This window comes from Bradyrhizobium sp. STM 3557 (assembly GCF_045571465.1).
Lineage (GTDB): Bacteria > Pseudomonadota > Alphaproteobacteria > Rhizobiales > Xanthobacteraceae > Bradyrhizobium.
In genome coordinates this window covers 7379901-7403166 of record NZ_CP120697.1, presented here as the reverse complement: position 1 = coordinate 7403166, position 23266 = coordinate 7379901, and the positions used below count along the sequence as shown (strand labels likewise).

Here is a 23266-nt window from a genome sequence, read left to right as displayed (position 1 = left end):
TCCAGATCGATTGACGTCTAGCTTGGCCGTTGGTTGCGATTAGCCTGGTTTTTGGGTCTGCCGCTGTCGCGCTGCAAGAATGCAACGCCTTGAATCGTCCCGGCCTTTCCGTCGCCTTGCGGCGGCCGGCGGGGCTCCTGACGATTGCCTGGCAGAGAATTCATCATAGCATTGGAACGCCTGCGGCGGCGAGGGCCTTTTGCGGCTTTGCCTCCCTCATTTGGTCGCCCATTCTGCATGCCTGGGCCGCCGCCGGGGCGACCGTTGCGCTGCTGCTGAGACGGTGTGCTTGCGGCCTCGCGCTGGCCCGGCGTGCGACGGTCTTCCCGCGGCACGCTGATCTTGATCAGCCGTTCGATGTCCCTGAGGTAGCCGAGCTCCTCAGCGCCGGCGACCAACGAGATCGCGATACCCTCGGCTCCGGCCCGCGCGGTCCGGCCGATCCGGTGCACATAGGTCTCGGGCACGTTCGGCAGGTCGAAATTCACCACATGGCTGACGCCGTCGACGTCGATGCCGCGGGCAGCAATGTCGGTCGCGACCAGGGTGCGAATCTCGCCGGAACGGAATGCGGCGAGCGTCCGCTCGCGATGGTTCTGCGACTTGTTGCCATGGATGGCGTTGGCGGCGATGCCGACCTTGGCCAGCCCCTTCACCACCTTGTCGGCACCGTGCTTGGTGCGGGTGAACACCAGGGCGCGATCGACCTGCTCGTCCTTGAGCAGCTGGGCGAGGACATTGCCCTTGGCTGCGAAGTCGACCTGGATCGCCCGCTGACTGATGCGTTCGGCCGTGGAGGAGACCGGCGTCACCGCCACCCGGGCCGGATCGCGCAGCATGGCGTCGGCGAGTTCCGCGATGTCCTTGGGCATGGTGGCCGAGAAGAACAGCGTCTGGCGCTTGATCGGCAGCTTGGCGACGATCTTCCGGATGTCGTTGATGAAGCCCATGTCGAGCATGCGGTCGGCTTCGTCCAGCACCAGGAACTCGATCTGCGTCAGCTTGAGCGCATTGCCTTGCACGAGATCGAGCAGGCGGCCCGGCGTGGCCACCAGCACCTCGACGCCCTGCATCAGGGCGCGAACCTGGCGGCCCATCGGCACGCCGCCGATCGCGAGCGTGGATGTCAGCCGCAGATGGCGGCCATAGGCATTGAAGCTGTCGAGGATCTGCCCGGACAATTCGCGCGTCGGGCTCAGCACCAGCACGCGGGCGGTCTTCGCCTGCGGCCGGACGCGATGCTCGAGCAGGCGATGCAGGATCGGCAGCGCAAAGGATGCGGTCTTGCCGGTGCCGGTCTGCGCGATGCCAATCACATCGCGCCCGCTCATCGCGAGCGGAATGGTCTGAGCCTGGATCGGGGTAGGGGTGTGGTAGTTCTCTTCCTTGAGCGCGCGCATAATTGCGTCGGCAAGGCCAAAATCCTGAAAGGATGTCAAAAGAGGGGTCTTTCCATATGGCATGGCGCCCGTCTCCGCGGGCTTAAGGCCGCGAGGCGGGGTGCATGCGCTTCTTGAAGACGCCCGCGTGTTGGGGGCACCTGGTATCGAGGGGGCTGAAGGAGCAAGCCAGAAGCTCATGGCTGAGCTTAAGAACACGCGGCTTGCAAAGACCGGCCGATTCGCCAGCGTCGCCCCGAGATATGGACGAGGAACGCGGCACTTTCAAGGTCGTGCTGACCCGGAGTGCATCCTGCAGATGGCCTTGGTTAGCGAAAACATCCAAAGCTTGCCGGCACCCACCTGCTGCAAAAGTAGTCATCAGTTTAAATGTGCCTAAGAAATAGATTGTTTGCTGGCGAATTAAACAGGCGGCGTGCGCAACGAAAGTGCAGCCTCTACGCTGCTACGGCGCGGTTCCATCGGATTTAAAAAGTTATTTCAGCGGCTTATGCCCCCTCAGGGGCATGGCATGCTTCTTGCGAATCTTCCGCCGCAGACGGCCGGGGCTGCTTTGGCCGCGATGCGCGTCCTGCGTCAGGGAGATTAGACCTCATGCCTACTCAATTCACTCAGGGATTAACGGCGCCGTTCAGCCGCCGTCTGGCGCTGGCGGCCGCGGCCGGTCTGGCGCTGGGCATGGCCGGCTTCGGCCCGGCCAAGGCGGCTGACGACACCATCAAGGTCGGCGTTCTTCATTCGCTTTCCGGCACCATGGCGATCAGCGAGACCACGCTGAAGGACACGATCCTGTTTCTGATCGACGAGCAGAACAAGAAGGGCGGCGTGCTCGGCAAGAAGCTGGAGGCCGTCGTCGTCGATCCTGCCTCGAACTGGCCGCTGTTCGCCGAGAAGGCGCGCGAGCTGATCACCAAGGACAAGGTCGCGGTCGTGTTCGGCTGCTGGACCTCGGTGTCACGCAAATCGGTGCTGCCGGTGTTCAAGGAGCTCAACAGCATCCTGTTCTACCCGGTCCAATACGAGGGCGAGGAGAGCGAGCGCAACGTGTTCTACACCGGTGCGGCGCCGAACCAGCAGGCGATCCCGGCCGTCGACTACCTGATGAAGGAAGAGAAGGTGAAGCGCTGGGTGCTGGAAGGCACCGACTACGTCTATCCGCGCACCACCAACAAGATCCTCGAGGCCTATCTGAAGTCGAAGGGCGTCGCCGCCGACGACATCATGATCAACTACACGCCGTTCGGCTTCTCCGACTGGCAGACCGAAGTCTCCAAGATCAAGGCGTTCGGCTCCGCCGGCAAGAAGACCGCGGTGGTCTCGACCATCAACGGCGATGCCAACGTGCCGTTCTACAAGGAACTCGGCAACCAGGGCATCAAGGCCAAGGACATTCCGGTGGTCGCGTTCTCGGTGGGTGAGGAAGAGCTCGCCGGCATCGATACCAAGCCGCTGGTCGGCCATCTCGCCGCCTGGAATTACTTCGAGTCGATCAAGACGCCGGCGAACGAGAAGTTCATCAAGGATTGGCAGGCCTACACCAAGAACCCCAAGCGCACCACCAATGACCCGATGGAAGCCCATGTGATCGGCTTCAACATGTGGGTGAAGGCGGTCGAGAAGGTCAAGTCGACCGATCCGGACAAGGTGATCGACGCGCTTCCGGGCACCGAGGCGCCGAACCTCACCGGCGGCACCTCGAAGATGCTGCCCAACCACCACATCACCAAGCCGGTGTTCATCGGCGAGATCAAGGGCGATGGCCAGTTCAACGTGGTCTACAAGACCAAGGATCTCGTCCCGGGCGACGCCTGGTCGAAGGAGCTGGAAGGCTCCAAGGACCTGATCGGCGACTGGGTCGGCAAGAAGTGCGGCAACTACAACGTCAAGACCAACAAGTGCCTGGGCTCGGGCACCTGATCTGACGTCATTCGCGTGATCCGAGAAGGCGGCGAAACCGCCGCCTTCTCTCTAACTCCTGCCGGGGTTGTCCAGTGCCTGCCACCTGTCTTGCGCTCCTGCGCTCGTTCATCGTTTCCGTCGTCCTGATTGCGTTCGCCGCACCAGCCTTTGCGGCAAGCTTCGCGGAGTCGGTCGGCAAGTTCGCGACCGACGATTTCTCCGACACCGAGGAAGCCATCGGCGAGGTCGCGTCGTCAGGAAACCCGCTGGCCTATCCGATCATCAGCGCGCTGCAGGACGAGCGGCTGATGTTCGATGCCGACACCAAGAAGGTCTACATCAAGCAGACCGACGGCAAGGCGATCGACGCTGCGACCGGTGCTGCAGTCGATGCCATTCCCGACAGCGCTTCAGCTGTCAATCTGAACAATCGCCTTCGTCGCGCGGTCGATGCGGCCATCGGCGGGCTGACTTTGATGTCGCCTGATGCTTCGGCCCGGCTGTCGGCAGCGCAATCGGTGTTCAAATCGCACGACGAGTCGATGCTGCCGACTGTCGAGGCTGCGCTCGCCAAGGAGACCAACCGCTCGATCAAGCAGGCCTTGTCGGAAGGGCGCGCTGCGATCCTGCTGTTCAAGTCGGATGCCAGCGAGACCGACAAGCTCGGCGCCGTCGCCACCATCAAGGCGCGCGGCGATCAGGATGCGTTGGCGCTGCTGACCGAGATCAGCGGAGGCGACCAGCCGGCCAGCGTGACCAAAGCCGCGAGCGGCGCCATCGCCTCGATCCAGAGTTCGCTTGCGATGTGGTCGGGCGTGCAGAACGCCTGGTATGGGCTATCGCTCGGCTCCGTGCTGCTGCTCGCCGCCATCGGCCTTGCCATCACCTTCGGTGTGATGGGCGTCATCAACATGGCGCATGGCGAGATGGTGATGCTGGGCGCCTACACCACCTTCGTGGTGCAGGAGGTGATCCGCACCCGCTATCCGGCGCTGTTCGACTATTCCTTGTTCATTGCCGTGCCGCTCGCTTTCCTGGTCGCGGGCGCGATCGGCATCCTGATCGAGCGCACCGTGATCCGTTTCCTCTACGGCCGGCCGCTGGAGACGCTGCTCGCGACCTGGGGCCTGTCGCTGATTCTGCAGCAGGCGGTGCGCACCGCCTTCGGTCCGACCAATCGCGAGGTCGGCAATCCCTCCTGGATGAGCGGCGCCTTCGATCTCGGCCAGATCACCATCACCTACAACCGGCTCTGGATCCTCTGCTTCACCCTGGCCGTGTTCGCGATCCTGCTGGCGATGCTGCGCTACACCGCGCTTGGGTTGGAGATGCGGGCGGTGACGCAGAACCGTCGCATGGCGGCCTCGATGGGCATCGCCACTTCGCGCGTCGATGCGCTGACCTTCGGCCTCGGCTCCGGCATCGCCGGCATCGCCGGCGTCGCGCTGTCGCAGATCGACAATGTCAGCCCCAATCTCGGCCAGAGCTACATCATCGATTCCTTCATGGTCGTGGTGTTCGGCGGCGTCGGCAATCTCTGGGGCACGCTGGTCGGCGCCTTCACACTCGGAATCGCAAACAAGTTCCTGGAGCCGGTCGCGGGCGCGGTGCTAGGCAAGATCGCCATCCTGGTCCTGATCATCCTGTTCATCCAGAAGCGCCCGCGCGGCCTGTTCGCGCTCAAGGGCCGGGCGGTGGAAGCATGATTTTGGCTGTGCTCTTCCAGGCTGGCTCCGTTCACCTCTCCCCGGCGGGGAGAGGTCGCGCGCGTCAGCGCGCGGGTGAGGGGGCTATCTCGCAAACTGTTAACGGCCGCTCCCCCTCACCCCAACCCTCTCCCCGATGGGGAGAGGGAGTCCCAGCCGTCGCTCTGCGGGAGCAAGCATGATGCAGCCCCACATGCTCACACGCTCACTTGACCGCGCGGCGACGACGTTCATCTTGATCGTCGCCGCCTGCGGCGTGCTGATCCCGCTCTCCAATCTGCTGCTGCCAGCAGGTTCGGCGCTGCAGGTGCCGACCTATCTGGTCGCACTATGGGGCAAATATGTCTGCTACGCCATCCTCGCGCTCTCGATCGACCTGATCTGGGGCTATTGCGGCATTCTCTCGCTCGGTCATGGCGCCTTCTTCGCGCTCGGCGGCTACGCGATGGGCATGTATCTGATGCGCCAGATCGGCAGCCGTGGCGTCTATGGCAATCCGTTGCTGCCCGACTTCATGGTGTTCCTGAACTGGTCGAAGCTGCCCTGGTATTGGTACGGCTTTGACACGTTCCCCTTTGCAGCGCTGATGGTGCTGCTGGTGCCCGGTCTCCTCGCGTTCTGCTTCGGCTGGCTCGCCTTCCGTTCCCGCGTGACCGGCGTGTATCTGTCGATCATCACGCAGGCGATGACCTATGCGTTGTTGCTCGCCTTCTTCCGCAATGATTTCGGCTTCGGCGGCAACAACGGCCTGACCGACTTCAAGGACATCCTCGGCTTCAACGTGCAGGCTGAAGGCACCCGGGCTGCCTTGTTCGCGCTGAGCTGCCTTGCGCTGATCATCGCCTTCCTGATCTGCCGCGCGATCGTGTCATCGAAGCTCGGCAAGGTGCTGATCGCGATCCGCGACGCAGAATCCCGCACCCGCTTCTTGGGATACCGGGTCGAATCCTACAAGCTGTTCGTGTTCACGCTGTCCGCCTGCATGGCTGGCGTCGCCGGCGCGCTCTATGTGCCGCAGGTCGGGATCATCAACCCATCCGAGTTCGCGCCGGGCAATTCGATCGAGGCGGTGATCTGGGTCGCAGTCGGCGGCCGTGGCACGCTGGTGGGCGCGGCGCTTGGCGCCATCGTCGTCAACTACGCGAAAACCTTCTTCACCTCGGGTGCGCTCGCGCCGTATTGGCTGTTCATGCTGGGTGCGCTGTTCGTGCTGGTGACGCTGCTGCTGCCCAAGGGGATTGTCGGCACCTTCAATGCGTGGTGGGAGCCATTGAAGGCCAAGCGGCACGACGGCAATGCCGAGAGCGCCGCCCGCGAGGACGGCATCAGCGAACCCAAGATGGCGGAGTGAGCAGCATGAACGTGATGGATACCAGATCCACGTCGGCGCTGCTCTATCTCGACGGCGTGCACGTCTCGTTCGACGGCTTCCACGCCATCAACAATTTGTCGCTGACGCTCGAGCCCGGCGAGATGCGCGCCATCATCGGGCCGAACGGCGCCGGCAAGACCACGATGATGGACATCATCACCGGCAAGACCAAGCCTGATGAGGGCACGGTGCTGTTCGACGGCGTCACCGATCTGACGCGGCTCGACGAGACCCGCATCGCCGAGCTCGGCATCGGCCGCAAATTCCAGAAGCCAACGGTGTTCGAGAGCCAGTCGGTGGAGGACAATCTGCTACTGGCGCTCAATGTTGACCACAGCGTCAGAGGCACGCTGTTCTGGCGCGGCTCGAGGAGCGAAGCCGAGCGCATCGACAAGGTGCTTGAGACGGTGCGGTTGAAAGACGTTCGTCGCAAGCTCGCCGGCAGCCTCTCGCACGGCCAGAAGCAGTGGCTGGAGATCGGCATGCTGCTGGCACAGGATCCCAAGCTCTTGTTGGTCGACGAGCCCGTCGCCGGCATGACCGACGTCGAGACCCATCAGACCGCCGAGCTGCTCAAGCAGATCAACAGGGATCACACCGTCATGGTGGTCGAGCACGACATGACCTTCGTCCGCGAGCTCGGCGTCAAGGTCACCTGCCTGCACGAAGGCACGGTGCTGGCCGAAGGCACCATCGACCAGGTGTCGTCGAATGAACGGGTGATTGAAGTGTATTTGGGACGCTAGGCCGATGCTGGACGTCAAGGACATCAATCTCTTCTACGGCGCAGCGCAGGCGCTGCGCGGCGTCTCTCTTTCTGCCGAGCCCGGCAAGGTCACTTGCGTGCTGGGGCGCAACGGCGTTGGCAAGACCTCGTTGCTACGGGCGTTGGTCGGGCAGTATCCGCTTGCCTCCGGCTCGATCACCTTCGACGGCGCCGACATCACCCATCTGAAACCCTATGAGCGGGCGCGTCGCGGCATCGGCTTCGTGCCGCAAGGCCGCGAGATCTTTCCGCTGCTCACGGTCGAGGAAAACTTGAAGACCGGTTTCGGGCCGCTCAAGCGGAGCGACCGGAATATTCCGGACGACGTGTTCTCGCTGTTTCCGGTGCTGCAGTCCATGCTGGGCCGGCGCGGCGGCGATCTTTCCGGCGGTCAGCAGCAGCAGCTCGCGATCGGCCGCGCCATGGTGATGCGGCCAAAGCTGCTGCTGCTCGATGAGCCGACCGAAGGCATCCAGCCTTCGATCATCAAGGACATCGGCCGCGCCATATCCTACTTGCGCAATCTCGGCAACATCGCCATCGTGCTGGTCGAGCAATATCTCGACTTCGCCTGCGAGCTCGGCGATATCTTTGCGGTGATGGATCGTGGCGCGGTGAAGTACAGCTGCACCCATGCCGATCTCGATCCGGCCGAGATCAGCCGGCAGATGGCGCTGTAATTTCGGTGCAATCGTAAAGCGTGACTTTGATGTCGTCATTGCGAGCGAAGCGACTTGTCCGCCATAGCCCGGGGGGCGACGGCGGAAGCAATCCAGTTCTCTTTTGCGGCTTTCTGGATCGCTTCGTCGCGTTGCTCCTCGCGATGACGGCTGCCTTTGGCCGATCTTAAGGAGGGATCGATGCGGGCCGATTCCGCCGGCGCGGCATCTGAGATCTTCGAGGCCAACCGCGCTCGCGGCACAGTGCGCTTCGACGTGCATCTGCGGGACGGCAGGACGCGCCGCGGAGCGTTGCATGAATCCGGCTCGCTGCGGGTGCGCTTTCCCTCTCCCGAGGATCACGGCCTCTCGGCGATGTTCGTGAACACCGCCGGCGGCATCGCCGGCGGGGACCGTTTCGCCATCGAGATCGCGGCAGGCGAGGGCACGCGCCTGACCCTGACGACTGCTGCGGCGGAGAAGGTCTACCGTGCGCCCGGCAAGCCCGCCGCGCTCGATATCTCGCTCAAGGTCGGCCCCGGCGCGCATCTGTCCTGGCTCCCGCAGGAGACCATCCTGTTCGACCGCGCTCGCATCACGCGCCGGATCGACATCGATCTCGCCGAGACGGCCTCGCTGCTGCTCTGTGAAATCGTCGTGTTCGGCCGCACGGCCATGGGCGAGACGATGCGCGAGGGCTCCTTCGTCGATCGCTGGCGCGTCAGGCGCGGCGGCCGGCTGGTGTTTGCCGAGACGGTGCGGCTCGCCGGCGACATTGGCGGCAAACTGGCGCAAGGCGCGATCGCCAAGGGCGGGACAGCGATCGGCACCGCGCTGATCGTCCCCGGGGATGCCGCGCTGGTCGAACGCATCCGGGAGGCGGCGCCATCATTCGGTGGGGAGACCGGCCTCTCCGCCTGGAATGGGTTTGCAATGGCGCGGTTCTGTGCCCAAGATGCCGCGCGCCTTCGCGCCGACATGATGGCGGTGCTCGGCCTTGCATCGGAGGTGCCGCTACCGCGGCTCTGGTTGAACTAGCTGAAGATCGTGAGCGATATCGGATGAATTTGTCTCCCCGCGAAAAGGACAAGCTGTTGATCTCGATGGCGGCCATCGTGGCGCGCCGCAGGCTCGAGCGCGGCGTCAAGCTCAACCATCCCGAGGCCGTCGCCATCATCTCCGACTTCATCCTGGAAGGTGCGCGGGACGGTCGCACCGTGGCGGAGCTGATGCAATCCGGCGCGCAGGTTCTGACCCGCGACCAGGTGATGCCGGGCATCCCCGAGATGATCCACGATATCCAAGTCGAGGCGACGTTTCCCGATGGCACCAAGCTCGTCACCGTGCACGAGCCGATTCGTTAAATCGTTCCGGGGCGTGTCGAAGACGCGAGCCCGGAATCCAGAGGTTATCAGATCGAGGTTCCGGGTTCGATGCTACGCATCGCCCGGAATGACGGAGCAGGAAAAATGATCCCCGGCGAACTCTTCATCCAGGACGGCGAGATCGAGCTCAATGCCGGCCGTAAGACGGTGACGCTCTCGGTCGCCAATAGCGGCGATCGGCCGATCCAAGTCGGCTCGCACTATCATTTCTTCGAGACCAATCCGGCGCTGAAGTTCGACCGCAAGAAGGCCCGTGGCATGCGGCTCGACATCGCCGCCGGCACTGCGGTGCGCTTCGAGCCGGGCCAGACCCGCGACGTGCAGCTGGTCGCGCTGGCCGGCAAGCGCACCATCTACGGTTTCCGCGGCGATGTGATGGGCAAGCTGTAACGCCATGCTGACTGGACTTTGTCTCGTTTCCGAAGCCGCAGAGCTCGCGGCGCGCCGTCACTCGGGCCAGCATCGCAAGGGCGATGAGAACGAGCCCTACATCAATCACCTCGCCGAAGTCGCGAGCCTGCTCGCCTCCGTCACAGACGGCGCTGATGCCGAGTTGGTCGCGGCGGGCTGGCTGCATGACACGATCGAGGACACCGACACCAGCCGCGACGAGCTGGCCGAGCGTTTTGGCGCACGCGTGGCAGGGCTCGTGGAGGAGGTGACCGACGATATGACCTTGGCCAAGAGCGAGCGCCGTCGGTTGCAGGTGGTCGACGCGCCGAAGAAATCACCTGATGCCAAGCTGATCAAGATCGCCGACAAGATCAGCAACATCCGCGCCCGCATCTTCTTCGAGCCTGATGCCGAGCAAAAGGAAGAGCTCGCGGACTACCTCGCCTGGGCCGAGCAGGTGGTCAAAGGCTGCCGCGGCATCAATGCGCGGCTGGATACGCTATTCGACGAAGCAATGGCGCATGCGAAGGATACGCTGTGAGTTTCGCTCAAGCACAGCTCTGTATGGTGACAATGAACCTCCCTCCCCCCTTGTGGGGGAGGGCCAGGGAGGGGGGCATGCGGGGTAAACTGGTTATGTGGACCCCCACCCCCGACCCCTCCCCGCAAGGGGGAGGGGAGCGCGCCGCCGTTGTCGCGCTCAACTACATTTGCTCGCGGGGGATCTGATGTCCGTCAAGATCAAGCGTTCCGTCTATGCCGACATGTTCGGGCCGACCACCGGCGACAAGGTGCGGCTCGCCGATACCGATCTTATCATCGAGGTCGAGAAGGATTTCACCGTTTATGGCGAGGAGGTGAAGTTCGGTGGCGGCAAGGTGATCCGCGACGGCATGGGCCAGTCGCAGGCGAGCAACAAGCAGGGCGCGGCCGACACCGTCATTACCAATGCGCTGATCGTGGATCATTGGGGCATCGTGAAGGCCGACATTGCGATCAAGGACGGCACGATCGCTGCGATCGGCAAGGCCGGCAATCCCGATATCCAGCCGGGCGTCACTATCGTGATCGGCCCTGGCACCGACGTGATCGCGGGCGAGGGCAAGATTCTCACGGCCGGTGGCTTCGACAGCCACATCCATTTCATCTGCCCGCAGCAGATCGAGCACGCGCTTATGTCGGGCGTCACCTCGATGCTGGGCGGCGGCACAGGGCCCTCGCACGGCACCTTCGCCACCACCTGCACGCCGGGGCCGTGGCACATCGCACGGATGATCCAGTCCTTCGATGCCTTTCCGGTCAATCTCGGTATTTCCGGCAAAGGCAATGCGTCGCGGCCGGCCGCGCTGGTCGAGATGATCAAGGCCGGCGCCTGCGCGCTGAAGCTGCACGAGGATTGGGGCACCACGCCGGCTGCGATCGACAATTGCCTCTCGGTCGCCGATGATCACGATGTGCAGGTGATGCTGCACTCCGACACACTCAACGAATCCGGCTTCGTCGAGGACACGATCAAGGCGTTCAAGGGCCGCACCATCCACGCCTTCCACACCGAGGGCGCCGGCGGGGGGCACGCGCCCGATATCATCAAGGTCGCGGGCCTGAAGAACGTGCTGCCCTCCTCGACCAACCCGACGCGGCCCTTCACGCGCAACACCATCGACGAGCACCTGGACATGCTGATGGTGTGCCACCACCTCGATCCGTCGATCGCGGAGGATCTCGCCTTTGCCGAGAGCCGCATCCGCAAGGAGACGATCGCGGCCGAGGACATCCTGCACGACCTCGGCGCGCTCTCGATGATGTCGTCGGATTCCCAAGCAATGGGCCGGCTCGGCGAGGTCATCATCAGGACATGGCAGACCGCCGACAAGATGAAGAAGCAGCGCGGCGCGCTACCCGAGGACAAGGGCAAGGACAGCGACAATTTCCGCGTCAAGCGCTACATCGCCAAATACACCATCAATCCCGCGATCGCGCATGGCGTCTCGAAGCTGATCGGATCGGTCGAGAAAGGCAAGCTCGCCGATCTCGTGCTGTGGTCGCCGGCCTTTTTCGGTGTCAAGCCGGACTGCATCATCAAGGGCGGCACCATCGTGGCGGCTCCGATGGGCGATCCCAACGCCTCTATCCCCACGCCGCAGCCGGTGCACTATCAGCCGATGTTCGGCGCCTTCGGCAAGGCGTTGACCGCATCCTCCGTGGTGTTCACCTCGAAGGCCGCCGTGACCGGCAATCTCGCGCGCCAGCTCGGCATCTCCAAGAAGCTCTATGCGGTGCAGAACACGCGCTCCAAGATCTCGAAGAAAAGCATGATCCACAACGATGCGACGCCTGACATCGAGGTCGATCCGGAGACCTATGAGGTGCGCGCAGACGGCGAGCTCCTGACATGCGAGCCCGCCGAGGTGCTGCCCATGGCGCAGCGCTACTTCATGTTCTAAGCTCTCTCCCGGTATCAATAAGAAAATACCGGGAGGATTGTTCGTGATCTATGTCGTCGCCACTTTGACCGTGAAGCCTGAGACCCGCGCCGAATTCATTGCCGCCGCCATCGCCTGCATCCAGGCGACGCGGAAGGAGCCCGGAAACATCGCCTATGATCTGCACGAGAGTGTCACCGATCCGGCCAAGATGGTGTTCGTCGAGCAGTGGGAGAATGCCGAGGCACTGGTGCCGCACCGCGCGGCCGAGCATATGAAGACCTTCGGCCGTGTCGCGGTGAAATGCATGACGGCGCCGCCGCGAATTGAAGTCATCACGCCTGAGAAGGTGGATGTCCGCTGACGTGAATGAGGATACCAGCATGATCCGCGCCACGCGCGTCCTGGGCCAGCACCATTGGCGAGAGGCCGCTGCCGACACCGTCGTGCTCGATTTCGACGACCGGCATCGGCGGCGGATGGCGATGACCGGCACCCGCGGGCTCGCCTTCCTGCTCGATCTCGAGCACGCCATCGCGTTGCGCGGCGGCGACGCGCTGGTGCTCGAAGACGGCCGGCTGGTCGAAGTGGTCGCGGCTCCTGAGCCGCTGATCGAGATCCGCGGCGCCGATCCGCAGCATCTGGTGCGGCTCGCCTGGCACCTCGGCAACCGCCATCTGCCGACCCAGATCATGCCGAAGGGCCTGCGCATCCGCCGCGACCATGTCATCGAGGCGATGGTGAGGGGCTTGGGCGCGCGGGTCATCGAGATCGAGGCGCCATTCGATCCCGAAGGCGGCGCCTATGCCGAGGCCAGCCATGCGCATGGCGAGAGCCACGCGCAGCGCGGCCACGATCATCACCACGATCACGGTCATCACCATGGCCATGATCACCACCATGATCATGCGCACGGGCATCACGGTCATGGCCATGATCATCATGTCCATGACGAGCATTGCGGGCACGATCACCACCACGGCCATTCCCATGCTCATGACCACAAATGAGCTGCCGCGCGCATCCGATGCGATGACGGAGGCCGAGGCGGCGTCGCTGTACCGGCTGATGACCTTTCTGTCGCCGGCCTTTCCGGTCGGCGCCTTCTCCTATTCGAGCGGAATCGAATGGGCGGTTGAGGCTGGCGATATCTCCGATGCTGCGTCACTGCATGACTGGCTATCCGCGATGCTGGCCGACGGTGCAGGTTTCTGCGATGCGGTGTTCTTTGTAGAGGCGCATCGCGCGATGGATCTGGGCGACATGGCGGCCTTGCGCGAGGTGGCCGAACTTGCCGCCGCCTTCGTGCCATCGCGCGAGCGGCAGCTTGAAACGACGACACAGGGCCGCGCCTTCATCGACATCGTCCGTGCAGCCTGGAATTGCGACGGCCTCGATGAGGCCGTCGCGCTGTGCGACGCCATTGTCTATCCGGCTGCGGTTGGCCTGGTCAGCGCTGCGCATGACATTCCGCGCGCCTCGGCGCTGCATGCCTTCCTGCACGCGGTGGTCTCGAACTGGATCTCCGCCGGCAGCCGGCTGATTCCGCTCGGACAGACCGACAGCCAGCGCGTGCTGGCGGCGCTGGAGAGCGTCGTGGCAGCCACGGCTGCCCGCGCGCTTCACGCGTCCCTGGACGATCTCGGCAGCGCGACCTTCCGCGCCGATCTCGCCAGCCTCCGCCACGAGACGCAGTACACGAGGCTGTTCCGATCGTGATGCGGCTCAACTCTCTCCTGTCGTCCCCGCGAACGCGGGGACCCATAGCCACCGGCGGTGATTGGAGGGCCGTGTATCGGCCACTGCGCCTCCCAACAAGATCACGCGGTATGGGTCCCGGCGCTCGCCGGGACGACAAAAGAGCATCTGAACAGAAGGGCATCTGAAATGTCATCATCTCATGGCCCGCTGCGTGTCGGCGTCGGTGGCCCGGTCGGGTCGGGCAAGACCGCGCTGATGGACCTGCTCTGCAAGTCGATGCGCCAGCGCTACGACATCGCCGCCATCACCAATGACATCTACACCAAGTGGGATGCGGAGTTCCTGGTCCGTTCAGGCTCGCTGACCCCGGACCGGATCGCCGGCGTCGAGACCGGCGGGTGCCCTCATACCGCGATCCGCGAGGATGCCTCGATGAATCTCGCAGCGGTTGCAGACATGCGGGCGAAGTTTCCCGGCCTCGATCTGGTGCTGATCGAATCCGGCGGTGACAATCTGGCTGCGACCTTTTCACCCGAGCTCGCCGATCTCACGATCTACGTCATCGATGTCGCCGCCGGCGACAAGATCCCCTCGAAAGGCGGCCCGGGCATCACCCGCTCGGACCTGCTCGTCATCAACAAGATCGACCTCGCCCCGCATGTCGGCGCGTCGCTCGAGAAGATGGAGACCGACGCCCGGCGCATGCGCGGCGAGCGGCCATTCGTGATGACCAACCTGAAGAAGAGCCAGGGTCTCGACCGCATCATCGGCTTCATCGAGACGAAGGGCGGGCTTACGCCGTGGGCCTGACGGCTCATACGCAGCACGCCGGCCCCGCGGTCGCGCGTGACGCCGTTAACCTTTCCGCTTGCGGACGCGCCGCAGACGTAAAAATGCCGTATGCTGGCCGGAACTATTTTCTCCTGCGCTCATTGCCATCGAGCCGGATTCCCACCTGAGGGCTTGCGGCGGGCTCGAGGATTGTCATCCAAGGGCTGCGCTCACGCGGTGGTTCAGGCGTTCGCATCTTCTTGCCGGCTGGCCCAATGGCCGAGCGAATGTCTGATCATCGCGCCGGGCTGCTGAAGATTTTTCGTCTCTTTCGAATTCTCGAGGTTCGCTTAAGGGGACGCTGCGAAATGAAGCGAACGTCGGATCTCGTCGTGCTAGCTCAATCACTATATCTCTCGGCTGGCTTCTTTGGTGTGTGCAAGAGTAACCGGCCCGGGCATTTGATGATTCGTTTTTCCGACTGCCACCCCCTGACATCAGAGTGAGCGAGTGCTTCGGCTGGGCGTTATTATCGCTGTGATCGCGCTGGTCGGGACCGTGCTCTCCGGACTTGCCGCCTATCGCGTCCACGACCAGGAGCTCGCGATCGATCGCATCGCGCTCGCGCGGGCCATCGATGTCCATGCCAGCCTGGTGCAGGATCGTCTGACCGAACGCGAACTGCTCGCGCGGGTGGCCTCGGGCCTGTTTCGGGCGCCTTCGGTGATCAAGGCCAACATGCTGCAGCCGTTGCGCTCCTCGATCTACGCGTTCAAGACCGACTTCGTCGTCGCCGCATGGATCGCGCGGCTGAAGCCGGACGAACTCACCGCCGCCCAAAACGAGTTGCAGCGGGCCGGCTTTGCCAATCCAAAGATCCGCAATTTCGACGACAAGCCGCTCGACACCGCCAACCTCGATCATCCCATCGATGTCCTGATGGATCTCGAGCCGCGCAATTCGGAAACCTCGGCTTTGCCGGGGCGTGCCCTCGATGACGAGCCGACGGTGGGGCCGATGTTGGCGCGCGCCATGACCGAGGGCAAGCCGATCGCATCCAACCCGATTCCATTGCTGCGCCTCGACGGACCGATCGGACTCGTGCTGGCCGCACCGGTCGCGCCGGAAGGCGCCAGCACGGCGGCCGGGTTCGTCACGTTTTCCTATGAGCTCGGGCCGCTGATGCTCACCAATGACGACCTGTCGCTGTTCTCAGTCGCACTCAAGGATCCGCGCAGCGCTGAGGACGAGCTGATCGCCAACGAGCAGGGCGTGGTGACGACGCGCAGCCGTCCTCCCGAGGCTGTTCCGCCATCGGCGACGCGTACGGTGACGTTCGGCAACCGCGATTGGACGCTTGCCTATTACGCCAAGAGCAACGCGGTGCGGCGGGCCGAGCAGACTGCGGCCATCGTCGGTGTCATCGGGCTTGCATTGACCGGCATCGTCTGCGGGCTGTTCGGCTACGTCGCCTACAACAATCTGCGGCTCAGCCGGGAAATCCAAGTGCGGATCGGCTTCGAGCGCCGGCTGACGGCTGTCATCGACGAGCTCAACCACCGGGTCAAGAACATCCTGGCGGTGATCCAGTCGATCGTAACGCGGACTTTGCGCCATGGCAGCGACATCGATGTCGCGCGCGAGCTCCTGATCGGGCGCATCCACGCGATGTCGAACGTGGTCACGCTGCTCAGCGAAAGCCAATGGCAGGGCGTCCAGTTGCGCGGCCTGTTCGAAGCACGCGCCATTCCGCATGCGGAGCGCATCGCGGTCAGCGGTCCTGATATCACGGTCAGCGCGCGCGCCGCGCAGAGCCTGTCGCTGCTGTTCTTCGAGCTTGCCTCGCATTCCGACGAAGGATTGTCGCTGGTCGGCAAGCACCCGCACATTACCGCGAAATGGGAGATCACGGGCGACGGGCCGGAGACGGTGTTCAACTTCCGTTGGGAGGAGTTCAACACCAGCGAAGCGACGCGCCGGCCGGACAGCGATTTCGGACTGATCCTGCTGGATCGTGTGGCGCCGGAAGCGCTCGGCGGCACCTCGAAGCGCTTCTTCACCGAGGCGAGCTACGTCTATGAGCTGATCGCGCCGATGGAGACGGTGGTCGACATGACCGAGCGCGATCGCACCGAGCAGCTCTCGGCGCCGGTGCGTCCGGTGCATTGATTCTGATCTACGCGTTCGGCGGTCTGCATCGAGGCAAGCCGATTCCGGCGCGATCGCGCACGCACGATCAAGCGAAGAACCAACGACATTGCGGACAAATGAAAGGCGGCCAGTGGGCCGCCTTTCTATTCCGGGGGTGCCGCGCGATGGTGATCAGCCGCCACTGCCGCCGATCACCGCGCGCACCGTTTCGTCAGGGCCGAAATCCTCGGCGCCCTCCACATAAAGCAGGGCGGCGAGCTTGGAACGTGCGCGATTGACGCGGCTCTTGATGGTGCCGACCGCGCAACCGCAGATCGCCGCCGCATCCTCGTAGGAAAAGCCGGAGGCGCCGACCAGGATCAGCGCTTCGCGCTGGTCCTGCGGCAATTTGTCCAAGGCGGTCCGGAACTCCTCGAATTCCAGGTGCGCCCCCTGCGACGGATGCGTCTTCAGGGTCTTGGCGTAATTGCCCTCGGCATCCTCGACCTCGCGCCGCCGCTTGCGATAGTCGGAGCGAAACAGGTTGCGCAGAATCGTGAACAGCCAGGCCGGCAGATTGGAGCCAGGTTGGAAGGAGTCGATGTTGGCGAGCGCGCGGAGCAGGGTCTCCTGCACCAGATCATCAGCCCGGTCACTGTTGCCGCTCAGCGAAATGGCGAACGCGCGCAGGCTCGGGACCGAGGCCAGGATCTCGTCGCGCAGGGAGTCAGTGAGAGGCATCAGTCCCTCCCGTTGTTGTCGTTGGATCCCCCGCTGCCCTCCACTTGGGGTTGACCCCCTGGGACATCAAGCTTTCGGATCAGGTCCGCAAATCGGTCGGGAACTCCCTGACGCACGACATCGTCGTACATCGCGCGGAGTTGATGACCGATCCGGGATTGAATCTCCGAGTTCAGTCCGCCCGGCTTGCGCGGTGCCGCATTCTTGCTGGCTTGAGACTTTAAATCCTTCATGACCTTTTCCACGTTTCCCCGAGAGTTAAGTCTCTGAAGCTCCAAGAATTATCCCCGCTCTGGAGGGGTCTGTCGGGAACTAATGCGACGCCTGCGCAAAAGTTCCCACCAAAAGGGAACTTTTCTGCGGTTGGGGCGTAGTCTGCCATCAGGGGAACCCGGGCCGCCCCCGACGCCTGCGCGGCCCTCGAGATCGAATGGAGTGGGGATGTCCCGATCACAGCTTGTTGCTGAACATTTGCCTCTATTGCGACGGTATGCCCGTGCCCTGACCGGAAGCCAGGGGTCTGGCGACGCATATGTTGGCGCCATGCTGGAAGCTCTCATTCAGGACCCCTCCCTGCTCGATGAGCGTTACGGGCCGCGGGCAGGTCTGTTCCGGCTGTTCACCCAGATCTGGAATTCGGTGGCGCTGAACGACGATACCGAGGTAACGACCTTGCCGATGCCGCCCGAGCGACGGCTCTCCAATATTACGCCGCTGCCCCGCCAGGCGTTCCTGCTGCTTTCGCTGGAGGGCTTCCCGGAGGAGGAAGTGGCGTTCATCCTTGGTACCGAGGTCGGTGAGACCCGGCGGCTCGCTGATGCCGCTGGCCGCGAACTGGCGGCCGAGATCGCGACAGATGTCTTGATCATCGAGGACGAGACCTTCATCGCCATGGATCTCGAGAGCCTGGTGAAGAATCTCGGTCACAACGTCATCGGCGTCGCCCGCACCCATGCGGATGCGGTGGCGCTCGCCAAGAACAAGAAGCCCGGCCTGATCCTCGCCGACATCCAGCTTGCCGACGGCTCATCGGGTCTCGACGCGGTCAATGAATTGCTGCGGAGCTTCGAGGTGCCGGTGGTTTTCATCACCGCCTATCCGGAGCGCTTCCTGACCGGCGAACGCCCGGAGCCGGCATTCCTGATCTCGAAGCCGTTCCAGCCGGCCATGGTGTCGGCGGTGGCGAGCCAGGCTTTGTTCTTCCAGCGCAACTCGCGCAACCGGATGCCCAAACCTGCGGCGTAAGAGTTGGTCGCGTAAATGAGAAGCCGGCGCGCTCGGGCACGAGCACGCCGGCTTTTTCATCTCTGTGCTGTAACGGATCAGCAGCCGCGGCAGATGCCCGGCGATCCCTGAAATGCGATCGGCACGATGAAGTTGAGCCTGTCCTCCGGGATGTCCTTCGGCGGTGCCGGAAAGGGCCAGGCGCGCTTCACGATTCCTCGTCGAGCGCGCCTGTCCAGTCGACTGCACCAAGATCAGGAATAGGACATTGCCCGCGTGGTCGATCCGAAACGCCACCTTCGCGGTGCGGTGCCACCCCCACTGACACCTTCCGGCGGGAGTCCTGCTCGCTGAGCTGCGCGACGAGGCGCGTGGCCCAGGCCCCGAGAGCGGAGCCGTGAGCGGTGTTGCGGGTTAAATGTATCAGGCCCCGGCAGCGTCGGTCGGAGTGGCACTGATCGCAATGGCCGCGAGCGCGATGCTGAACGCCCAAGAGTTTGGCCGCGTCGATTCCAGCCTATCGTTCGTTCGCATGCTCAAGCATGTCCGTTGCGACCCGCGATCTTCGCGCCGAGCTTCTATACCGGCGATTCCAGATCCGAAAGCAAATGACGGGAACGACGCGAGGCGCAAATGAAAGCGGGGCACCGCCGGCATCACCACGGCGGTGCCCCGCGTCGCCGGTCAATGGGGCAGGGGGAACAACCGGCTGCCGAGATGACTCGCCAGCACGCGAGTCGTTCCCCGCCGCGGCAAAAATTTTTCTGGCAAGTCAATTTGATCGTTCAGGCGAATATTTCTGCTTGAGTGGGTCTATTTTAACACACGGTTAAGTGATCGGCCAAACCGAGAACTCCGTTCCCGCGACCAACGTTTGCAATGGCGAGTCGCCAGCAGGGCGAGGGAACGGTAGCCATGTTGTTAGATAGTAAGGTCGTCGTGCTTAGTGCGATTGCAGCGGCACTGAGCGTCGGAGCGGTGCAGCTTGCTGCAGGACATGATTTGACGGCCGGGCTACTCAGCCCAGCCACGACGAGCGACTCGGTCAACAGGCCCGCCAAGGCGGATCGTGCGCAGGTTCTGCCCTCCGTTGGGCAGACCAAAACCATCTCGCTTCGCCTGTCGCAGTTCGCCGATACCTCATTTCTGCTGCGCATTCCGGCCGCGGAGGCGCCTGCAAACATTTCGGGCGAGAGCATGGGCACGCCGGCCGCACCGTCGCAACTCGTGATCAAGTCCGATGGACTGAAGCGGGAGACCGTTAAGCGTCCGATTGCCTGCGAGCCGAGCGTCAGCATCCTGACCGAGATCGCCAAGAGCCTGCAGCCCGGGCGCTGTGTGACCTGATCCCTGAGCGCACTTGATCCGTGAGCACACCTGGCGAGTGCGAGGCGGACCAACCATAGCGCCGCGACCCGCAAACGCCTCTCCGGCTGGACTCTCCGGCTGGAGAGGCGTTTGCGTCTCCGCGTAGCCGCGGGTGCGCTCGTCGCTCGGACGATGGTACGACGATCTATTCCGCCGGCGTCTGGTCGCCTGTCGTCTGTCGACTCGCCAGCAGGCCGAGCGCGATGCCGCCGATTGCGAGGATCGGCAGCAGGCGCTTGGCGCCGATGGCGCGGACCACCTGGAGCCCTGCCGCCATGAGCATCGGATCGGCAAAGGCGCTCTGCGCGGCCGTGCGCGCCGCCGCCGCAACACGTGCCTGGGTCTGACGCTTGCGCACCATGTAACTGGTTGCGGCGATCAGCGTGACCACGAAGAAGATGGCGGCTCCCGTCAGACAGGCCGGCACCAGACCGTAGCGCTGCAGCACGAAGACGAATGCAGCGGCGCAAAGGAAGCTGGTCGTAATGAACAGGCCGACCGCCGCCACCACAGCGAGCGACGTCATGCGCACCGTGTGGCCTGTGGAGTCCTTGAGATCCTCGATCAGGCGCTGAAGCATCGTCAATCCCCCTACCTTTTGCCGTTCGGCCGCGCGGCAACGTCAAGCTCGGCGCCGGACGTCCGACGCCGAGCATTCATCGGCTTCAGTGGAGCCGCGCCGTGGGCCCCGGCTTTCCATGGTCGCACCGTCGCCGGATGCCCGGCGCCAGATCTTGTCGACACCAGATCTATCGACGCCAGGTCACACCGATCAGGAAGCCGAGGCCGAGCGCGAGGCCCACAGTGGCAAGCGGGCGCTGGGTGATGATGTCCTCCAGGGTTTCCTCGATCGTCCCCGCGGCGTCCTGCGCCGCGCTCATCATGGCGCTGCCGCGCTCCGACATGTCGTCGAACGTCGAATCCATGTTGTCACGGGCCTGTCGATAACCCTGCCGCGCCTGCTTGCCGGCCTTGCCGGCGAAGGCGTTGAGCGCATCGGTGATCTGTTCGGTAAGGGCTGCAATATCGTTTTTCACGGCGGAGACATCCTTCTGAAGACGGTCATAGTTCGCTTTGGGATCTCGCATTGCGGCTTCTGCATCGGTGGTCGACATCGAAAGCTCCCGGACAACAGGCGTTGCGTTTTGTCCCGGAGAACGCCTCGTCGCGCGGTAAGTTCCTGACGTGAAACCGATTAGTCCTGCGGCAGTTGCGGCGAATTGTCGGGGAGGAGGTGCTCCTTCAGGATCAGGCCGACGATGAGCAGCGGCGAGGATAGAAAGGCGCCCATCGGCCCCCAGAGCCAAGTCCAGAAGGCGAGCGCAATGAACACGGCGAGCGCATTCAGCGCTAGCCTGCGGCCGATGATGGTCGGCGTGACGAAGTGGCCTTCCATGAAGGTGATGGCGATGAAGGCGAGCGGCGCGACGAGGCCGCCACTCAATGTGGGAAAGGCGATGATGCCGACCACCAGAAGAACAGCAAACATCGCGATCGGCCCGATGATCGGGATGAAGTTCAGCGTGGCGGCGAGCGCGCCAAGACCGGCCGGATTGGGCATGCCGGCGAGCGCGCAGGCAAGGCCAGTCGCAACGCCCACGCCGGTATTGATGAGGGTCACGGTCAAAAGGTAGTTGCCGAGATGGACCTCGATCTCGTTGAGGATGCGCAGCGTCCGCAGCCGGGCCTCGTGGTCCGCAAAGGTCATGATCAGCGCCCGTCGCAGGTCGCGCCAACTCGCGATGAACAGCACCAAAGTAGCGAAGAACAGCAGGAATTCGGTGAAGGTCGGCGACAGAAATTCGATCGTGGGTTGCACCCACTCGAATTTCGGAAGCTGGAAGGAGCTGCTGCTGCTCTCGGCGCCGCCGGCACCGATCATCGTCTGCATCTCGTGCCACAGCGCGATCGGCCGGTCGAACACATGCAACTTGTCCCGCAGCCGCGCGGCAAGCTCCGGGAGGCGGTTGCTCCATTCGATCACCGGCGCCGATATCAGGCCGACGATAATGGTGAGGCCGGCGGCAACGGCGGTGACGATCAGGACAGCGGCGACCGGACGCGGAATGCGATACCGTTCGAGACGGCTTGCGGCAGGCGACAGCATGGTACCGACCACGAAGGCCATTACAAGGGGAAGAAAGAAGGCCTTCGCCACATAGAGCACCGCCGTGATGGAGATCACCGTAAGCAGCACCATCGCCAGCGCGACAATTTCGGTGCGGCGGATCAAAGGTGGCTGATCGCTACGAGTTTCCGGGAGCGGTGCGCCTTCGTTCGCATCGGGCAGGAGCCGCTCGGTGGGAAGTACGCGCACCATGTCTCTCCCGCGCACGAACGAATGCGGCGTGACATCACGCCCCTTTTTCCTGGCCTGCTAACAACGAGGCTGTCGCGAAAGTTCCTCGCGAGATCGTGAGGCGGCGTTCGCTTGACAGGCACGTGAGCGCCACGCTTGCGGCGGAACTACGTCGCGGCTCCAGGCGTTTGGCTGACGAAGCGTCGCAATGCGCGATGCGCGTCTCGAAGGGGGCCGTCCATGACAGAACCGGTATTCGCCCGCGGCAGGTTGTCCCTGCGCGCGACCTCGCTGCTGCTCGCCGCAAGTCTCGTCGCTCTCGTCCCGACGATCGCGGCGTCGCCCGCACGGGCGCAGGCGCTTGGCTATGCGCCGGCGCAATCCGGTGCTTTTTCCGACCAGGACGTCGTTCACAACCCCGCGCTGACCGACGAGGACAGCGCGCTGCCGGACCGATTCCGCCGCGCCATCGTCAGCCTCGATACGCACGAGGCGCCAGGCACCGTCATCATCGATACCGGCAATACCTATCTCTATTACGTGCTCGGCAACGGCCGCGCGATCCGTTACGGCGTCGGCGTCGGCCGCGAGGGCTTCACATGGGCCGGCGTGCAGAGCGTGAGCCACAAGGCGGAGTGGCCGGACTGGTATCCGCCCGCCGAAATGATCAGGCGCCAGCCCTATCTGCCCCGCTTCATGGCCGGTGGCCCCGGCAATCCCTTGGGCGCGCGTGCGATGTATCTCGGCTCCAGCGAGTACCGCATCCACGGCACCAACGATCCGACCACGATCGGCAAATTCGTCTCGTCGGGATGCATCCGGCTGACCAACGAGGACGTCAGCGACCTGTTCAACCGCGTCAATGTCGGCACCCGCGTCGTGGTGTTGCCGAAGAGCGCGCCATTGCGGAGCGGCACGGTGCAGGCCCGTGGCGGCTCCGGCACCCGGCCGCGGCCGCTCGTGACGACACTGCCGTCGGGGCGGCAGGCGATGACGGTGCCAGTCTCGGCTGTGAATTGAACTGTTTCG

24 protein-coding genes are annotated in these 23266 nt (G+C 63.8%); 18 read left to right on the top strand and 6 right to left on the bottom strand.

What is annotated here, in order from left to right:
- Positions 1–17: 17 nt before the first annotated feature.
- Complete coding sequence (locus tag P6U24_RS34250) at positions 18–1439, bottom strand: DEAD/DEAH box helicase (protein ID WP_407160691.1); 1422 nt, start codon at positions 1437–1439, stop codon at positions 18–20.
- A gap of 555 nt (positions 1440–1994) precedes the next feature.
- Here P6U24_RS34250 and urtA point away from each other — a divergent pair.
- The 15 genes from urtA to P6U24_RS34175 all read left to right on the top strand — a co-directional run bounded on the left by urtA (position 1995) and on the right by P6U24_RS34175 (position 16644).
- On the top strand, positions 1995–3317 hold the full coding sequence (gene urtA, locus P6U24_RS34245; RefSeq protein WP_407156798.1) for an urea ABC transporter substrate-binding protein: 1323 nt from the start codon (positions 1995–1997) through the stop codon (positions 3315–3317).
- Between the two features lie 125 nt (positions 3318–3442).
- Positions 3443–5005, top strand: coding sequence for an urea ABC transporter permease subunit UrtB (gene urtB, locus P6U24_RS34240; protein ID WP_407160690.1), 1563 nt, complete (start codon positions 3443–3445; stop codon positions 5003–5005).
- A 181-nt stretch (positions 5006–5186) separates the two neighbouring features.
- Positions 5187–6356, top strand: coding sequence for an urea ABC transporter permease subunit UrtC (gene urtC / locus P6U24_RS34235; protein ID WP_407160689.1), 1170 nt, complete (start codon positions 5187–5189; stop codon positions 6354–6356).
- A gap of 5 nt (positions 6357–6361) precedes the next feature.
- Positions 6362–7123, top strand: a complete 762-nt coding sequence (urtD, locus tag P6U24_RS34230; RefSeq protein ID WP_407156797.1) for an urea ABC transporter ATP-binding protein UrtD — start codon at positions 6362–6364, stop codon at positions 7121–7123.
- A 4-nt stretch (positions 7124–7127) separates the two neighbouring features.
- Positions 7128–7823 carry an urea ABC transporter ATP-binding subunit UrtE gene (gene urtE / locus P6U24_RS34225; RefSeq protein WP_407156796.1) on the top strand — a complete coding sequence of 232 codons (696 nt, stop codon included), beginning with the start codon at positions 7128–7130 and terminating at the stop codon, positions 7821–7823.
- A 180-nt stretch (positions 7824–8003) separates the two neighbouring features.
- Entirely contained in the window at positions 8004–8840 is an 837-nt protein-coding gene (locus P6U24_RS34220; RefSeq protein ID WP_407156795.1) for an urease accessory protein UreD, read from the top strand.
- 23 nt (positions 8841–8863) lie between these two features.
- Entirely contained in the window at positions 8864–9166 is a 303-nt protein-coding gene (locus tag P6U24_RS34215; RefSeq protein WP_006612146.1) for an urease subunit gamma, read from the top strand.
- 105 nt (positions 9167–9271) lie between these two features.
- Positions 9272–9577: an urease subunit beta gene (locus P6U24_RS34210; RefSeq protein WP_407156794.1), complete on the top strand. Its 306-nt coding sequence runs from the start codon at positions 9272–9274 to the stop codon at positions 9575–9577.
- A 4-nt stretch (positions 9578–9581) separates the two neighbouring features.
- Positions 9582–10121, top strand: a complete 540-nt coding sequence (locus P6U24_RS34205) for an HD domain-containing protein (protein ID WP_407156793.1) — start codon at positions 9582–9584, stop codon at positions 10119–10121.
- A gap of 187 nt (positions 10122–10308) precedes the next feature.
- Positions 10309–12024 carry an urease subunit alpha gene (gene ureC, locus P6U24_RS34200; RefSeq protein ID WP_407156792.1) on the top strand — a complete coding sequence of 572 codons (1716 nt, stop codon included), beginning with the start codon at positions 10309–10311 and terminating at the stop codon, positions 12022–12024.
- Positions 12025–12067: 43 nt separating this feature from the next.
- On the top strand, positions 12068–12367 hold the full coding sequence (locus P6U24_RS34195) for a putative quinol monooxygenase (protein WP_407156791.1): 300 nt from the start codon (positions 12068–12070) through the stop codon (positions 12365–12367).
- A gap of 19 nt (positions 12368–12386) precedes the next feature.
- Positions 12387–13013, top strand: a complete 627-nt coding sequence (ureE, locus tag P6U24_RS34190) for an urease accessory protein UreE (RefSeq protein ID WP_407160688.1) — start codon at positions 12387–12389, stop codon at positions 13011–13013.
- A complete protein-coding gene (locus P6U24_RS34185) occupies positions 13000–13722 on the top strand; it encodes an urease accessory protein UreF (protein WP_407160687.1) in 723 nt (240 codons plus the stop codon). The genes ureE and P6U24_RS34185 overlap by 14 nt, the downstream gene beginning before the upstream one ends.
- A gap of 168 nt (positions 13723–13890) precedes the next feature.
- Entirely contained in the window at positions 13891–14514 is a 624-nt protein-coding gene (ureG, locus tag P6U24_RS34180) for an urease accessory protein UreG (protein ID WP_407156790.1), read from the top strand.
- A 471-nt stretch (positions 14515–14985) separates the two neighbouring features.
- Positions 14986–16644, top strand: a complete 1659-nt coding sequence (locus P6U24_RS34175) for an HWE histidine kinase domain-containing protein (protein ID WP_407156789.1) — start codon at positions 14986–14988, stop codon at positions 16642–16644.
- 153 nt (positions 16645–16797) lie between these two features.
- On the opposite strand, the gene P6U24_RS34170 is transcribed toward P6U24_RS34175, so the two are convergent.
- Together P6U24_RS34170 and P6U24_RS34165 are read right to left on the bottom strand one after the other, a co-directional pair.
- Positions 16798–17346, bottom strand: a complete 549-nt coding sequence (locus tag P6U24_RS34170) for a sigma-70 family RNA polymerase sigma factor (RefSeq protein WP_407156788.1) — start codon at positions 17344–17346, stop codon at positions 16798–16800.
- Positions 17346–17579: a NepR family anti-sigma factor gene (locus P6U24_RS34165; RefSeq protein ID WP_407156787.1), complete on the bottom strand. Its 234-nt coding sequence runs from the start codon at positions 17577–17579 to the stop codon at positions 17346–17348. Before P6U24_RS34165 ends, P6U24_RS34170 begins: the two co-directional genes overlap by 1 nt.
- A 208-nt stretch (positions 17580–17787) precedes the next feature.
- On the opposite strand from P6U24_RS34165, the gene P6U24_RS34160 reads away from it, so the two are divergent.
- Both P6U24_RS34160 and P6U24_RS34155 read left to right on the top strand, forming a co-directional pair.
- Complete coding sequence (locus P6U24_RS34160) at positions 17788–18591, top strand: response regulator (RefSeq protein WP_407156786.1); 804 nt, start codon at positions 17788–17790, stop codon at positions 18589–18591.
- Positions 18592–19485: 894 nt separating this feature from the next.
- Positions 19486–19917, top strand: a complete 432-nt coding sequence (locus P6U24_RS34155; protein ID WP_407156785.1) for a hypothetical protein — start codon at positions 19486–19488, stop codon at positions 19915–19917.
- Between the two features lie 166 nt (positions 19918–20083).
- Here P6U24_RS34155 and P6U24_RS34150 read toward each other — a convergent pair whose 3' ends face one another.
- From P6U24_RS34150 to P6U24_RS34140, 3 genes are all read right to left on the bottom strand, one after another.
- Positions 20084–20518, bottom strand: coding sequence for a hypothetical protein (locus tag P6U24_RS34150; RefSeq protein ID WP_407156784.1), 435 nt, complete (start codon positions 20516–20518; stop codon positions 20084–20086).
- Between the two features lie 169 nt (positions 20519–20687).
- Positions 20688–21053 carry a YqjD family protein gene (locus P6U24_RS34145; RefSeq protein WP_407156783.1) on the bottom strand — a complete coding sequence of 122 codons (366 nt, stop codon included), beginning with the start codon at positions 21051–21053 and terminating at the stop codon, positions 20688–20690.
- A gap of 80 nt (positions 21054–21133) precedes the next feature.
- The gene (locus P6U24_RS34140) at positions 21134–22255 is read right to left on the bottom strand and encodes an AI-2E family transporter (protein WP_407160686.1); all 1122 of its coding nucleotides are present in this window, start codon (positions 22253–22255) and stop codon (positions 21134–21136) included.
- A gap of 222 nt (positions 22256–22477) precedes the next feature.
- On the opposite strand from P6U24_RS34140, the gene P6U24_RS34135 reads away from it, so the two are divergent.
- Positions 22478–23257 (top strand): L,D-transpeptidase, encoded by a 780-nt coding sequence (locus tag P6U24_RS34135; protein WP_407156782.1) that lies wholly within the window; start codon positions 22478–22480, stop codon positions 23255–23257.
- Positions 23258–23266 lie beyond the last annotated feature (9 nt).

Excerpts from the sequence above, each read along its gene's own strand:
- P6U24_RS34185 (WP_407160687.1), top strand. The coding sequence starts at position 13,000 with ATGACCACAAATGAGCTGCCGCGCGCATCCGATGCGATGACGGAGGCC.
- P6U24_RS34205 (WP_407156793.1), top strand. The coding sequence starts at position 9,582 with ATGCTGACTGGACTTTGTCTCGTTTCCGAAGCCGCAGAGCTCGCGGCG.
- P6U24_RS34150 (WP_407156784.1), bottom strand. The coding sequence starts at position 20,518 with ATGCTTCAGCGCCTGATCGAGGATCTCAAGGACTCCACAGGCCACACG.
- P6U24_RS34165 (WP_407156787.1), bottom strand. The coding sequence starts at position 17,579 with ATGAAGGATTTAAAGTCTCAAGCCAGCAAGAATGCGGCACCGCGCAAG.
- P6U24_RS34170 (WP_407156788.1), bottom strand. The coding sequence starts at position 17,346 with ATGCCTCTCACTGACTCCCTGCGCGACGAGATCCTGGCCTCGGTCCCG.
- P6U24_RS34145 (WP_407156783.1), bottom strand. The coding sequence starts at position 21,053 with ATGTCGACCACCGATGCAGAAGCCGCAATGCGAGATCCCAAAGCGAAC.
- P6U24_RS34135 (WP_407156782.1), top strand. The coding sequence starts at position 22,478 with ATGACAGAACCGGTATTCGCCCGCGGCAGGTTGTCCCTGCGCGCGACC.
- P6U24_RS34155 (WP_407156785.1), top strand. The coding sequence starts at position 19,486 with ATGTTGTTAGATAGTAAGGTCGTCGTGCTTAGTGCGATTGCAGCGGCA.
- P6U24_RS34220 (WP_407156795.1), top strand. The coding sequence starts at position 8,004 with ATGCGGGCCGATTCCGCCGGCGCGGCATCTGAGATCTTCGAGGCCAAC.
- urtC (WP_407160689.1), top strand. The coding sequence starts at position 5,187 with ATGCAGCCCCACATGCTCACACGCTCACTTGACCGCGCGGCGACGACG.
- P6U24_RS34215 (WP_006612146.1), top strand. The coding sequence starts at position 8,864 with ATGAATTTGTCTCCCCGCGAAAAGGACAAGCTGTTGATCTCGATGGCG.
- P6U24_RS34210 (WP_407156794.1), top strand. The coding sequence starts at position 9,272 with ATGATCCCCGGCGAACTCTTCATCCAGGACGGCGAGATCGAGCTCAAT.
- ureC (WP_407156792.1), top strand. The coding sequence starts at position 10,309 with ATGTCCGTCAAGATCAAGCGTTCCGTCTATGCCGACATGTTCGGGCCG.
- ureG (WP_407156790.1), top strand. The coding sequence starts at position 13,891 with ATGTCATCATCTCATGGCCCGCTGCGTGTCGGCGTCGGTGGCCCGGTC.
- urtE (WP_407156796.1), top strand. The coding sequence starts at position 7,128 with ATGCTGGACGTCAAGGACATCAATCTCTTCTACGGCGCAGCGCAGGCG.
- ureE (WP_407160688.1), top strand. The coding sequence starts at position 12,387 with ATGATCCGCGCCACGCGCGTCCTGGGCCAGCACCATTGGCGAGAGGCC.
- urtD (WP_407156797.1), top strand. The coding sequence starts at position 6,362 with ATGAACGTGATGGATACCAGATCCACGTCGGCGCTGCTCTATCTCGAC.
- urtA (WP_407156798.1), top strand. The coding sequence starts at position 1,995 with ATGCCTACTCAATTCACTCAGGGATTAACGGCGCCGTTCAGCCGCCGT.
- P6U24_RS34160 (WP_407156786.1), top strand. The coding sequence starts at position 17,788 with ATGTCCCGATCACAGCTTGTTGCTGAACATTTGCCTCTATTGCGACGG.